This is a genomic window from Pedobacter sp. HMWF019 (assembly GCF_003061025.1).
In the GTDB taxonomy this organism is placed as follows: Bacteria; Bacteroidota; Bacteroidia; order Sphingobacteriales; family Sphingobacteriaceae; genus Pedobacter.
In genome coordinates this window covers 1-14,114 of record NZ_QAIL01000008.1, presented here as the reverse complement: position 1 = coordinate 14,114, position 14,114 = coordinate 1, and the positions used below count along the sequence as shown (strand labels likewise).

8 protein-coding genes are annotated in these 14,114 nt (G+C 42.4%); 2 read left to right on the top strand and 6 right to left on the bottom strand.

The window, feature by feature from the left end; all coding sequences use genetic code 11:
- Together DBR11_RS00255 and DBR11_RS00250 are read left to right on the top strand one after the other, a co-directional pair.
- Complete coding sequence (locus DBR11_RS00255) at positions 1-741, top strand: sensor histidine kinase (RefSeq protein WP_108549602.1); 741 nt, start codon at positions 1-3, stop codon at positions 739-741.
- 19 nt (positions 742-760) lie between these two features.
- A complete protein-coding gene (locus tag DBR11_RS00250) occupies positions 761-1,426 on the top strand; it encodes a response regulator transcription factor (RefSeq protein ID WP_108549601.1) in 666 nt (221 codons plus the stop codon).
- Positions 1,427-1,505: 79 nt separating this feature from the next.
- Here DBR11_RS00250 and DBR11_RS00245 read toward each other — a convergent pair whose 3' ends face one another.
- From DBR11_RS00245 to DBR11_RS29450, 6 genes are all read right to left on the bottom strand, one after another.
- Positions 1,506-3,800 (bottom strand): aminotransferase class III-fold pyridoxal phosphate-dependent enzyme, encoded by a 2,295-nt coding sequence (locus DBR11_RS00245; protein WP_108549600.1) that lies wholly within the window; start codon positions 3,798-3,800, stop codon positions 1,506-1,508.
- Positions 3,797-5,752: a trehalase family glycosidase gene (locus tag DBR11_RS00240; RefSeq protein ID WP_108549599.1), complete on the bottom strand. Its 1,956-nt coding sequence runs from the start codon at positions 5,750-5,752 to the stop codon at positions 3,797-3,799. Before DBR11_RS00240 ends, DBR11_RS00245 begins: the two co-directional genes overlap by 4 nt.
- A 1-nt stretch (position 5,753) precedes the next feature.
- Positions 5,754-8,885, bottom strand: coding sequence for a glycoside hydrolase family 2 TIM barrel-domain containing protein (locus DBR11_RS00235; RefSeq protein ID WP_233260597.1), 3,132 nt, complete (start codon positions 8,883-8,885; stop codon positions 5,754-5,756).
- 30 nt (positions 8,886-8,915) lie between these two features.
- Positions 8,916-10,427: a RagB/SusD family nutrient uptake outer membrane protein gene (locus DBR11_RS00230; RefSeq protein WP_108549598.1), complete on the bottom strand. Its 1,512-nt coding sequence runs from the start codon at positions 10,425-10,427 to the stop codon at positions 8,916-8,918.
- A 17-nt stretch (positions 10,428-10,444) separates the two neighbouring features.
- The gene (locus tag DBR11_RS00225; protein ID WP_108549597.1) at positions 10,445-13,552 is read right to left on the bottom strand and encodes a TonB-dependent receptor; all 3,108 of its coding nucleotides are present in this window, start codon (positions 13,550-13,552) and stop codon (positions 10,445-10,447) included.
- A 177-nt stretch (positions 13,553-13,729) separates the two neighbouring features.
- Positions 13,730-14,114 (bottom strand): helix-turn-helix transcriptional regulator (locus DBR11_RS29450; RefSeq protein WP_369974409.1); only part of this gene is annotated, 385 nt, incomplete at its 5' end.

Sequence of the window (14,114 nt, the reverse complement as noted above, 5' to 3'; positions counted from 1 at the left end):
ATGGAAGATAAAATTCTTCATACGGTTCTTTTCATTTCCCTGCTGATTGCAGTCATTATTGCTTTTTTTATTATTTCCATCATCCGTTACCACCGACGTTATATCAGCTTGCAGAGAGAAAGAATTAGGGCAGAAATCATGATGCAGGAATCAGAAAGAAAAAGGATTGCCAATGATCTTCATGATAGCCTTGGACCATTGCTTTCAGCAGTAAAATTGAATATACAAAGTATAGATATACAAGAATCTGAGGATAGCAGGATCATCCACAAAGCAGGGCAACACATCGATGAAATTATTAAAAGCCTGAGAGAAATATCCTACAATCTAATGCCCAATACCCTAAACAGAAATGGGCTTACCGATGCCATTGAAGAATATCTTTATCGTTGCAGCTCAATTTACGGGCTCAAAATTAAATTTCAGGGATCTGGCCTTGAAAAAGTTACCACTAAAAATGAGATCCACTTGTTCCGGATTATACAGGAAACAGTACACAATGCAGTTAAACACGCTAAGGCTACACTTATACAAATCTATACTATTGAAAAGCCTGAGGAACTGGCTCTCTATATCAAAGACAATGGAATTGGCTTTGAACTGGAAGAAGTACAAAAAAGTTCTACCGGTCTCGGCCTGAAGAGTATAGAAAGCCGCAGCGAACTCATCGGTGCTTCCTTTAAAATACAAACCTCAAAAAAAGGAGGCTGTGAAATTATCATTAAAATACCTGTGAATTAATTTGTAAATTTAGAACAACATGATTCCCCCAATCACCATAGCAATAGCTGATGACCATGAAATCTTCTTGGATGGTCTATCTTTAATGTTATCCAGACAACAGAACTTCAGCATTTGCGGACAAGTTTCCAATGGATTCCATCTCCTTGAACTTATTGGTTCAAAGATGCCTGATGTCGTGCTTACCGATATTAAAATGCCCATTATGGATGGAATAGAAACCACCAAATTGATCCGGAAAAAATATCCCGAGGTTAAAGTGATTGCACTATCCATGTTTGATGAAGAGAAGTTGATCATTGAAATGCTCGAAGCAGGGGCCAATGGTTATCTGCTGAAAAATGCCCCTAAAAATGAAATTATAGATGCGGTGATCAGTGTATACGAAGGCAAAAACTATTATTGCAGCCATACTTCTTCCCTATTAGCTTCTATGATTGTCCGCAGCCGGTTTAAATCAGGAAAAGAAAAAAAGATTTCCTTTACTGAAAGAGAAAAAGAGATCATCAAATTGATTTGCCAGCAATACACGGCGCAGCAAATCGCAGATAAAATATTTCTAAGCAAGAGAACCGTTGAAGGGCACAGGATAAAGATTATGGAGAAAATCAATGCGAAGAATATGGCTGGTCTGGTCATCTTTGCCCTCAAGAACAACATCATCAGTGAAGATGATATATTATAAGGCTATCCAAAGTGCACCTGGACAGCCTTATAACTGCATTATCCGGCCCCTTCTTCCGGAGACAGAAAATTTAACGAGTTTAATAGTCGTTCAGAACCTCATCTAAATGTGCAGCTAAGGCAGATGCATTTTCAATATTAAACACCATTGGTGGCTTAATTTTTAGAACATTATGCAAAGGACCATCTGTACTGATCAGGAAGCCACGCTCCTTCATTTTTTCTACAATCTCATCGATCAGAGGAATCGCAGGGTTCAGATTTTTCCGGTCAGTGACCAATTCTACCCCTACAAATAGACCTTTACCTCGCACATCTCCGATGATCTCATGTTTAGCCATCAATTTATTAAGTTCTTCCATCAGGTAATTCCCTGTTTCCAGCGCCCGTTCCTGCAGTTTCTCTTCCCGGATCACTTCCATCACAGCAATTCCGGTTTCCATAGACACTGGGTTTCCACCATAAGTGTTAAAATACTCCATACCATTATTAAAAGCCGCAGCCACCTCCTCTGTAACCACCACTGCGGCTAGAGGATGTCCATTACCTATAGGTTTGCCCAGCACCACAATATCTGGTTCCACATCCTGCAATTCAAAGCCCCAGAATTTCTCACCCACTCTACCAAAGCCAACCTGCACCTCATCTGCAATACACAAACCACCAGCTTTACGTACCAGGGCATACACTTCTTTCAGATAGCCATACGGAAGAGGAATCTGCCCGCCTACACCAAGTAAAGTCTCACAAATAAAAGCCGCAATACCTGTACCTTGTTCTTTAAGCTGACCAATAGTATCTGAAATATCCGAAGCATATTTTTTACCTGCTTCCGGATCTCCATAACGATACGGCCCGCGATAAAGGTCAGGATTCATTCCTTTGTGGATATAAGGCTGCTGGCCAGCTCCACCTGGCCCATCAAATTTATAAGGACTAAGTTCCATAGCTACTGTAGAAGTACCATGATAGGCATGATCCAGTACAATTACATCTCTCTGTTTGGTAAAATGTCTACTGATCCGGATGGCCAGATCATTTGCTTCGCTACCCGAATTGGTAAAATAACAGACTTTCAGCTTTTCAGGTAAAGTAGCCGTAAGCAAGCAGGCATATTCTACCAGGCTGTCGTGCAGGTAACGGGTATTGGTATTCAGTCTAGCCAATTGTTGTTGCATGGCCTTCACCACTACCGGATGGCAATGACCAACATGGCTTACATTATTGACACAATCAATATAGGTTCGCCCCTGATCGTCATACAGGTACTGCAGTGCACCCCGGCTGATCTTTAAACTTTTTTGGTAACTGATGCTCAGGTTAGCCCCAACATTCTCTTTTCTTGATTGTTTTAACGCAGAATAAGCCTCATCAGGAACAAAGACAGACGCATATCCGCAACAAAGGTTAAACCTGTTTTGGGCAAGCAAAGGATTAATCTTTATCCACTGGTATAAAAGTGCCCAGGCATCCTGCTCAGAAATAAAGTGATGCGGATTATTACTTTGAGTTCTTTGCTGTGCTGAAGTACTCACACTCATAGACAGGCGGGCAGCAATCAGATAATACAATATGGAAAGTTCAGTTTCCGTAAGCGGATAGGTTTTATGATAATTTTTCACCAGCCTTTCTGCAACGGCCAGTGGATCCGGCTGCTTAAACATGGCATAGGTACAGGCGATCGCCAGGTTATGCACCAATTGACTTTCCACCATATCTCCAAAATCGATAATCCCGGTAACAGTTCCGTCTTTAACCAGCACATTATAATCATTAGCATCATTATGAATAACGGCTTTTCTTAACTGATTCTGCAGGGGTAGCACCTCCATTTCGTACTGAAGCAAAAAGTAAGCAGCCATGGTTCTTTTTTCATGGTCTTTAATATGCCACAACTTTTCTCTGCAATCCAATACTCTGGCCAGGTCCCATTCTGTATAGCGGTAAGCTGCAGGATGCTTAAAATCCTCCAGATAGTGATCCATTATGGCCAATTGAGTACCCAGACTTTCCACAACAGCGGGTAACCGCAAGGCCGAATGGCCCATAAAAGTACCGTCCAGATAAGTCAATACCCTTAAAGCCAATGTTGCGTTCTCCTGTTCGAAAGAAGTCAACGCATTTCCTATCTTATTTTCAACTACCTTCTGTATGGCGGTATGCCCCTTTTTGTCCAGATGCTGCATGGCTTTTAACTGTGCTTCCAAAAATGGAAACTGATCTGCCCCTAATGTTACTTTTGCAATAAATTTTTGGCCAGATTGGTCCTGAAGCAGGAAATTCTGGTCTTCATAGCCCTCCATCTTTTGTACAAAGACTTCCATCTGGTAATGGTCGGCAATCAATTCTTTAATATGAGTTTCGGAAAGTATCATAACTTGTTTTCTTTTAATAACATTAATAAATGGGCTGCAGACCAACTGAAATTCATCGCATTCAACCCCTTGCCAGAGATGGGATGGTAATTTTCACGTATAGGTCCCTGAGTAGAAAGTCCTTCTGCATTTCTCAGGAGTTGCTCCAGAAAACAGGCAGATTCCTTCTTGTAGCCATATAGCTGCAGCCCTGTTAAACCAAAATATATCTGGTCCAGCCATACTGGCCCGCGCCAATAACCTTTCAGAGGATCAAACCTGGGATGATCGGCCGCCAGCGTTGGTAACGGAACAAACGTATTAAATTTATGCTTATCCAGCATCACTTTTAATACAGCTTCCGCCTGTACGGAATCGGCAATACCACACCACAATGGAATCCATGCTTCCGGCCCTTCTGCCTCCATCCATTGGCCATCCAATAATTTATCATGATAATAACCCTTATCTGCCTGATAAAAAGTTTCATTTATTTTTTTTCTTAAAAGTTCCTTACCGCCTTCCCACTGTCTGGCCTCTTCTGCCAAGCCGATGGCAGCAGCGATCTGGGCGAGATAACCCTTTTCCGCATATAAATACGCATTGAGGTCTACTGACTCCTGGTTAAGCGACCAGGCCGAATCATTGTTCTTCAGCAATCTGGCCTGATCAAAACGAACAGCATTATCCATCCCGCTTTCCCAGGCGGCAGCGATTCGCGTTCCATCTGTGGATCCGTACTCACACAATCCATTTTGATTGTGATCCCTGTTCATATACCACCACTGATGATACTTAACCAACATGGGATATATATGCTTCAAAAATCCAGGATCTGGTGCATGTTCTTGGATTTTCCAGACACTCCAGGCCGCCAGAGGTGGTTTAGTATCCCTCCAGTTATTTTCGCTTTTATCTGTATATATACAATCTGCCACCATCCCATACTCATCCTGATAGTCAAACATGGATAATATATTACTTTTGGCCAGTTCAGGATTAAAATAACTGATCCCGACGGCCTGTTTCCAACTGTCCCAGCTCCAAAACCCATAAAAACCCTGGTAATTTAGCGAGGGAAAAACGCCATCATGGAGCAGATCTTTAGCCCTGGTTCTCCAGTTGCTGATCAAGGTAACCATAGATTTGACTGCAATCCTACGCCGGATAGGATCTTTAATCTTCTTTCCTGATGCATTAAAGTATTGATCAAGGTAGTGATTCCAGCGCAACTGATTTGCCTGTAGCGCTTTTTTAAAATCCTTAGGCTGAGCTGAGAAAACGCTTAAAGTCTGTTCAGGATGATAACACTGCGTATATACCGTCCGGTAAATGCTACCTGCTGTCAATCTCACCGGCAACTGGCTGGCCTGATAGGCACCATTCAGAATCTGAATGTCCTTCTGACCGGAAAAATTCAAACGAAAAACATGGTCTTTATCAAACAAAACAGCAATACCGTTTTTATCCTTTTTTAGTTCAGCATCTTTCAAAAGCACCTGACCAGACCAGCTCAGTTCCAGTTTACGCCGTTGCGAAGAAAGATTCTCGATCTGAGTTTGTACCATAACTTCTGTACTGGAAACATAAATAAGCCGTAGTATGATCCGGAGCTTCGCCGCCTGGACTTCCTGTTCCAGCATTCCAGGGTAATAATGCTGCGCTATCTTCCCTTTTTTCAGATCTATAACCTTACCCATTTCCTTTACAGATAATTTAGCAATCGAATTGGCCAACCATTGACCACTCATATCCATAACCAAAGGGCCGATAAAAGAACCGTAATCTCCACTATCTGAGGGTAAAGTATAGGCATGCCAGGCACCCAAATCAGCAAATACATTCGTTTCAATACGGTTTGGCCGCTGGACTTGATAACCTAACTTTAAAACATCGGGAAAATTGCTCCGGGTATTTTGTGCGTAAGAAAAACCCAGCCAAAAACTGAGTATTACAAAAAATAATTTCTCCATCTTAGGGTTTAGACCTTTCTGTTAATTGTTCATTTTTAAAAATCGGCCGCAACGTAAAAGAATAGGCATAATCCTGATAGGGAAGCCTGTACTGTGGATGAGTTTGTGCTCCCCAGCTATTGTCGCCACCTACCCCCATCTGCTCGTGGTCAATATTCCACCAGATCAAATTTTCATTGGTCATTGATCCCCCATGCACATTCCTCGGTGCATTTTTATCAAAATCAAGATTCTTCATATCAAAATGCAGGATTCCTGTACTTAACAGCGAAGTACCTGCAATAGCCATTAAGCCTTCTCCATTTTTGCTCTGCAGGGATACCCAGCGAATACTGGTCCGGTAACCGCTCTCCTGTGCCCTTGGGTATGGATAAAACAAAGAATCTGCAGGCATATGATACACATCGGTATGTGCAGCATAGTTCCGGTCTGCATAATTATCAAAGGGCCCTTTGCCAAGCCAGCTGGCCTGATCATATTCCGGGTTCAGGATCATCCTCATACCAATCCTTTGCGGTTCAGCCACTGAACCGGTACCCGTTTTCATCTGATAACTCACCTCTACATCCCCGTTGCTATGAACGGTATATCTGGTGGTGACGGTACTGCCTACAGCAGGCAGTTCATGTATCGTCTCTACGATTGCCCTGTCTTTACCCAACATGGTGTTCTTGAAAGATTTCAGTTCTGCAGTCTGAAAAGCATTTTGCCAAACCTTACTCCGGATCTGCAGGCTGTTGCCAATATCATTATCAGTTGCCGCCCTCCAGAAATGCGGTTCCATAGCTTGTTGTATCACTGGCCTGCCCGAAATCTCGTAGGCTTCCAGTAAGCCGGTCTTTTCGTTAAATCCAATCATTATATCCCTTCCGTAAAGGCGAAGATGCTCCCCCTCCACTTGTTTCTTCAACTTTCCACTTTTTCCTGCCACTACTACCACCTGCTTAACTTCAAATGGAAGTTTAAACTGTTCTTTTGCCACAATGAAATCCTTGTCTAACAACCCAGATGCACTTCTGGTATACGCCTCGAGCGTTATGAAATATTCAACGCCAGGTTTAGCTTCAAATGCTGGCACCTCTATGCTTATCTCCTTTTCCTCCTGCGGACCAAGTACTGTTTCAGGTAGTTTTCCCGAACAGACCAGTGCCCCATCCCCTTTTATGAACCAGCGCAGGCCATAAGCCGATAAATTGGTAAAATCAAACCTGTTTCTAATGTTGAACTTGTAATGTTTAAGATCAACCGTTTCGAAAGAAATATTCTGATAAACCTTTTGTAATTCATAAGCCTGAGGATGGAAAGTACGATCTGAATTTAACAAGCCGTCGGCACAAAAACTGGTATCGCTGGTCAGGCCCACGGTCCCCATGTCCCGGCCATAGGCCCAAATCTTATTGCCTTTTTCGTCTTTACGGGCAAAAGTCTGATCAGAAAAGTCCCAGATAAAACCGCCCTGCAATTGTTTATGCTTATAGATCAAATCCCAGTCGTCCTTTAAATTACCTCCGCTATTGCCCATCATATGGGCATATTCGCACTGAATCATCGGTCTGCTTCTCCAGGTTTTCACATAATTCTCCATAATACTAATGGATTTGTACATTGGACACCAGATGTCTGAATAACGTTCATCTTTTGTGGCTTCATATTGTACCGGACGGGTCTTGTCTTTTGACTTGATCCAATTGTAAGTGGCTACAAAATTGGCCCCAAATCCACTTTCATTGCCCAATGACCAGGTAATAATACAGGTAAAATTTTTATCACGCTCCCACATACGCTCAGTACGGTCCATATAGGCATTTTTCCATTCCGGCTGGCCTGAGAGGGTTTCCATCGGTGTAAAACTCATACCATCGCATTCCAGATTTACCTCGTCTATAACATATAAACCGTACCGGTCACAGAGTTCATACCAGCGTTCTCCGTTTGGATAATGACTGGCCCTTACTGCGTTAATATTCATTTGCTTCATGAGGTGAATGTCCCGAAGCATATCAGCCTCCGTAATCACCTTACCCGTCAGCATATTGTGCTCATGCCGGTTTACCCCTTTGATCTTAATGGCCTGACCATTGAGCAGGAAAAGCCCACCTTTGACTTCGGCTGTTCTGAAGCCAATTTGACGGGTAATACTTTCTACTTCTTGTTCCTGTGCATTCAGATGCCTGATGATAAGGGTATATAGATTTGGATGTTCAGCATTCCAGGCCTTAACCGCATTGATCCTGGAAGCAAAATTAAAACTCCCCACAGATTTCAGCGGCTGTTTTTCCTGGAAAACCATTTTTCCGGAAACATCCATCAGTTCCACCTTTAGACTGCCTGTCTCGGTTTTTGCAGGTTGTCTGTTAAATTCCACATTCAGGTCAAAAAGCCCGTTCCTACAGGTGCTGTCCAGTGTCGCCTTGATGCGAAAATCCGCGATATGAAAGACGGGTCTTGCGATCAGGAAAACACTTCTTTCAATCCCACTTAGCTTCCACATGTCCTGCCCTTCCAAATAGGTAGCATCGCTAAAGCGAAAAACTTGCAGGGATACGGTATTCTTTCCTTTTTTCAGCGCTCTGGTGATGTCAAACTCTGTTGGTGTCTTGCTGTCTTTGCTAAAGCCTATCGGCTGTCCATTGATCCATATATAGAAGAAGGAATTAACCGCACCGAGATGAATAAAGACCTGTTTACCTATCCAGACAGGATCCAGGATAAAATCGCGCTGATAGGATCCAACCGGATTATAGTCTTTAGGTACAAAGGGTGGGTTTGGTGAGATCGGGTATTCCACATCTGTAAAAATGTATTTATCATAACCTTCCGTTTGCCAGTGGGCAGGAACCTTTATCTGACCCCAGTCTTTGGTCTGATCCGTATTTTTAAAAAAATCCAAGGACCTTAATGATGGATTCTGAACGATTTTAAACCTCCATATCCCATCCAAAGATTGTCGCATGGGCTGGTTTGGAAGAAACCAGGCATGAGGTTTTACGACATTCCTGGAAGGTACAGATGGATTTTCCCAATCTGCATTCTGCCCTTTCATCAACATAGGCATCAGGAATAAGGCGAAGCAAAGAAAAACAAATAGTTTAGGACATTTCATGGGCATATAGTGATGGAAGACTATCTTCACAGCCTTCCAAATGATAGATTCAGATCTTATTTATTGAGCATCAGGGTTATTCGTCACTTCTTTAAGCGGTGTTGGATAAAAGGCCTTATCAGGGCTAAAACTTCTTCCCGCGGCTTGCATATTCTGACTGAGCAGCCCCCATCTTCTCAGGTCATAAAACCGGCTGCCCTCCAGGGTAAATTCCATCACCCTTTCATGTACAATCTGGTTAAATACCGTTTGCTGGTCGCCCGAAGGCGCGTCTGGTAAACCAGCCCTTTTACGTACCAGGTTAATGTATTTAGAAGCCTCCGCATTGTTCTGTGCATTTAAAACTTCTGCATACATTAACAAAACATCGGCATAACGCATTAAAGGAACATTGATCGCATTAGACAAACCAATACGGTCTGGAGTTGCTGGTATCCATTTACGGAAAGCGATTGTCTTTGCCGTTGCACCAAATAATGCATTATACGTACTTCCGTAAATCTGCGGATCTGCAGCATCATTAAAATAAGGGTCATTAAAATACAAAGTCTGATATACCCTTGCATCGTATTTACCACTGGCGATTTTACCTTCCTTGGTCATCTCGTTCAGCAAACGTGGAGTACCATAAATCTCTCCGTAACCACCCAATTCTGATGCGGCCACCCAATCACTCAGGTAAGAACGGTAATACGCTCCACTCGACGCATCAGCGGTCTGCTGCAATTCAAAAATAGACTCCACACTGTTTTTAGTCACCCCATTAAACATATCCACAAACCTTGGGTCCAGGCTATACTCTGTGGAAAGAATTACTTTTTGCAGCCAACCAGCAGACTCCGTATAATAAGCGTTGTTTTTGTCTTCACCTGCGCGATAAAGAAATACTTTACCTAAATAAGCTTCAGCCGCCCCTTTAGTTACCCTGCCCAGTTCCGTAGCCGGGCGGGCAGATCTTAAAGGAAGATTTGGCTCTGCTTCTTTCAAGTCTTTCAGGATAAAATCATAAACCTCTGAACGGGATGAAAAAGCTTTAGAAAGGTCAGCTTCTGAAGTAGGTACTTTATCCCGAATGATCACTTTGCTGAAATTATTAAGCAGTTTAAAATGATAATAGGCCCGCAGGAATTTTGCCTCTGCTAAAAATTGATTTTTACTTGCGTCATCAATTGCTTTACTGCTCATTTTACCAAGGCCCTCGATTACTTGATTGGAAAAATTGATGCCCCGGTAATTTTCTCTCCAAAGCAGATCTATCGCATAATTTCCCGAAGTGAAATTAAAATTATAATGTTCAGTCCACCAGGGATAATTATAGGCATCAGCTCCTGGAACCACATAATCTTCCCGGTAGAATTCTCTTACTGAGCGGGCTTCAACGTAATTATCCCAATAAACAAAACCTTCGAGCTGAGAGTAAGCTGAGGCCAGTCCGGATAAGGCATGCTCTTTACTGGTCCAGAAATTATCTACAGTTAACTGGTCCGGAGTATTTTGTTCCAGTTCACTTTTTTTACATCCAGCTACCGCCAGTAGCAGGCATAAGACTATATATAGTTTTTTTGTGTTCATCAGAAAATAGAATTAGGTTAAAAAGTTAATTGAAGACCAGCCAACAATCTCTTGTTCTGAGGATAAAGCATCCGGTCTACTCCCGTATCCAGCACCGTGAAATTGCCTACTTCTGGATCCAGACCTGAATATTTAGTGATCGTAATCAGATTCTGGGCACTTAAGTACACCCTTAACCGGTTGACCTTCATCTTTTGAAGCACCTTAGTCGGAAGCGTATAACCCAGTTGTACCAGTTTTAACCTGAGATAAGCTCCGTTTTCCAAAAACCGGGTCGATTCTCTGGCATTGCCATTGGGATCACCAAGCACTGCACGAGGCATATCTGTGTTGGTATGCTGAGGTGTCCAGACATCCAGTGTGGTGGAAAGGAAATTTCTTCCGGCATCCATACCTTCCAGTTCAAAACGATTTCCATTATAAATCTTATTGCCCCCTACGCCTTGCCAGAAAAGTGACAGGTCGAAATTTTTATAATTTACGCTCATGTTTAAGCTGTACTCCACCCTGGCAAAACCTGAACCCTGATAAGTCTTATCTTTCTCATCAATTACCCCATCTCCATTGGTATCCCGGAATCTCACATCACCAGCTTTAGCATCTGGTTGTAAACGCTCACCAGCCGAATTTTTATAGTTGGCAGCTTCTGCATCAGACTGAAACAAGCCACTGGCTTCGTACAGATAGAAAGCACCGATTTCTTTACCTACCCTGGTTTGTGTAGGGATGTGATCAGTTTCATACCTTAATCCGGTTCCCATCAACACCTGATCCGTATTGGCCAGACTAATCACTCTGTTTCTCAACAAACTAAATGCGCCTCCAAAGTCAAAATTCCAGTCATTTCTTGAAAATTTATAATTAGCTTCCAGTTCCAGGCCTTTATTGGCGATCTTGCCCACATTCAGAATAGGGTTATTTAATCCAGCCGATGGCGGTACCTCTTTGGTGATCAGTAAACCGTCGGTTGTGTTGTTAAAATAATTTAACGATCCGGTCAGCGCATTATTGAACAGACCTAAGTCAAGCCCTATATTTTTAGATTTTATAGTTTCCCAACGTAAATCCCTGTTCAATAAAGAATAACTGGCTGAACCTGGCCATGGTGTAGCTCCTGAACCTTGTACGTAACCACCTGCCCAGGTGTTGTCAGTCGTGATCAAGGCTTGATGGTCATAAAAGCCCAGTGCACCTTCATTACCCAGTTCTCCATAACTAGCCCTAAGTTTTAAAGCATTCAACCAGGTTATTTCTTTCAAAAAAGTCTCTTTATTCATGTTCCAGCCCACAGATACAGAAGGGAATACTCCATATCTTCTGTCCTCTCCAAATACGGAAGAGCCATCCCGGCGCACGGATACCTGTAACAAATATTTATTGTCATACGCATAGTTAAACCTACCTAATGTAGACAGGCGAACATATTTATTGTTGGATCCGGTAGCGTTAAAAGTCCCACCCAAGCCTGCATTAATCGTATTAAAATCTGGATTACTAAAACCTGCAGGCACTTCAGTTTCAACAATTTTGCCATTAACCACCGTGCGAACAATAGTTTTGCCATCTACAGTTGCGCTCAGATACCGATTGGTTTTCTCCTGTGCGGTATACCCTGCAAGCAGTTTAAAACTGTGTTTATCGATATCAAAATCATAGTTGAGCAAATGTTCCATTAAACGCTCTTTATAATTAGAGATCCTGTCATATACCTGCGGATAAGAAACTGCAGGATCATTTGCATTGGCCCTATAGGGTGGATGGTGGGAATAATCTTCCTGCTGTGAAGAGATATAGCTTAGATTAGCGGTATACTTCAGGCCTTTATATAACTGCAATCCTACTTTCATATTGGCCGCCAGGTATTTAATTTTGGTATTGGCTTCCAGGAAATGATCGGCCGCTATCGGATTCTGAAATTTAGGCAAGCCATTTTCAGTCAATGCATATCCATATTTTTCCTTGGTGTCATATACAGGTAGTAAAGGTGACTGGAAATAGGCATCTTTAACATCAAATTTTGCTGGCTCAGACATGGTTTCTGTATACGTAATATTACTTCCTACGGTCAGTATGCCTTTCGTAAAATCATTCCTAGATTTAAAGGATTTCTTATTAAAACCGGACCCAATAAATGTCCCTTTATCGTCGGTAAGGTCACCACTCAAAGCATAGGTCAGGTAATCTCCTCCCCCACTTAAACCCAGATTGTAATTCTGTGAAATGCCTTGACGGTTGATCAGCTTCTGCCAGTCTGTATTATTATTACTTCCTTTGGTGATATAAGCAGGAAAATCCGGTGCTGATTCGCCGGCATTGGTATACATTTGATTGTGCACCTGCTTATAGCCATTCGCATCCAGGAAACTGTATTTTTTTGTCGGATTAACAGCGCTGTAATAACCGGAAAAATCAATTATTGGCGCCCCTTTTTTACCTTTCTTGGTGGTAATGAGGATTACCCCATTGGCACTATTAGAGCCGTAGATAGAGGCTGCAGCACCATCCTTCAGTACCTCAACTGAGGCAACATCATTACTGCTTAAATAATATGGGTCGCCCGGAACACCATCAATAATATACAATGGCTGGTGTGCGCCAAAAGTACCCACACCTCTTAAACGAACATCTGAAGATTGACCGGGGTTCCCTCCAGGGCTACTAACCGATAAGCCTGCCACACGCCCCTGTAAAGCATTTACGGGATTATTGGAAGCCACCTGGTCCAGCTTTTCCCCGCTTACTGAACTGACTGCGCTGGTTAGGTTACTTTTTTTCTGTGTACCATAGCCCACCACAACCACTTCGTCCAGTCCCTTCATATCCATGATCATCTTTACGGTGATTTCTTTCCCTGGAACTACAAGGATTTCCTGTGTTTTAAAACTGACCGCTGAGAAAATAAGAATGTCCTTTGCATTCGCTCTAATCGAAAAACTACCATCTGCAGCTGAAGTTGTTCCCGTGGTACCTCCTTTTATCTTAATGCTGATGCCGGCTACCGGCTGATCGATCTCATTTAAGACTTGTCCTTTGACCAGGGTGTTCTGGGCATAGGCGCCTCCCCCCAGGAAGATCAGAAGCAGCCCAAAAAGGAAATGAATTGACCATCGTAAATTTTTAATCATAATATTTGGTTTGAAGTTGATAAATATCCAGACCTCTGGCCTGGCTATATTGGTTACTCAAACCTAAAGATTACAAAAGGCAAAAAACGAAGGAGCCAACCCCTACATCGAATACAAACTACCCCTACACGACCTCTACATGAGGCCATAGAAGCCATTTAAAGCAATATTTTGAAATTAGAAAGATTTCAGAAAATCATTGAGACTGTCGGTAGGATTCAGTCCAAAATGTTTGCGCAAACGGTACCTCGCCATTTCAGCTGATTTAACAGAAATATTGTTCAGAGACGCAATTTCTTTGATCGACAGACTTAAGCGGATCTGCGCACAAAGTCGACGTTCATTTTGTGTCAGATCTGGAAATTTCTGCTGCAGGTTATAAAAAAAGTCCTGGTATTTAGTTTCTATCTGCAAATTGAAATCCTCTACATATTTTTCAATATTGATATCATACCGAAATTTGTGGATCAGCTTATGCAACTTTAAGGATATTTCTGCTGAACCGGACTTATCCAGTAGACTCAATTCTTCAATAAAATTTGTAATGAGTTCATTCCGATGT

Excerpts from the sequence above, each read along its gene's own strand:
- DBR11_RS00255 (WP_108549602.1), top strand. The coding sequence starts at position 1 with ATGGAAGATAAAATTCTTCATACGGTTCTTTTCATTTCCCTGCTGATT.
- DBR11_RS00250 (WP_108549601.1), top strand. The coding sequence starts at position 761 with ATGATTCCCCCAATCACCATAGCAATAGCTGATGACCATGAAATCTTC.
- DBR11_RS00245 (WP_108549600.1), bottom strand. The coding sequence starts at position 3,800 with ATGATACTTTCCGAAACTCATATTAAAGAATTGATTGCCGACCATTAC.
- DBR11_RS00240 (WP_108549599.1), bottom strand. The coding sequence starts at position 5,752 with ATGGAGAAATTATTTTTTGTAATACTCAGTTTTTGGCTGGGTTTTTCT.
- DBR11_RS00230 (WP_108549598.1), bottom strand. The coding sequence starts at position 10,427 with ATGAACACAAAAAAACTATATATAGTCTTATGCCTGCTACTGGCGGTA.
- DBR11_RS00225 (WP_108549597.1), bottom strand. The coding sequence starts at position 13,552 with ATGATTAAAAATTTACGATGGTCAATTCATTTCCTTTTTGGGCTGCTT.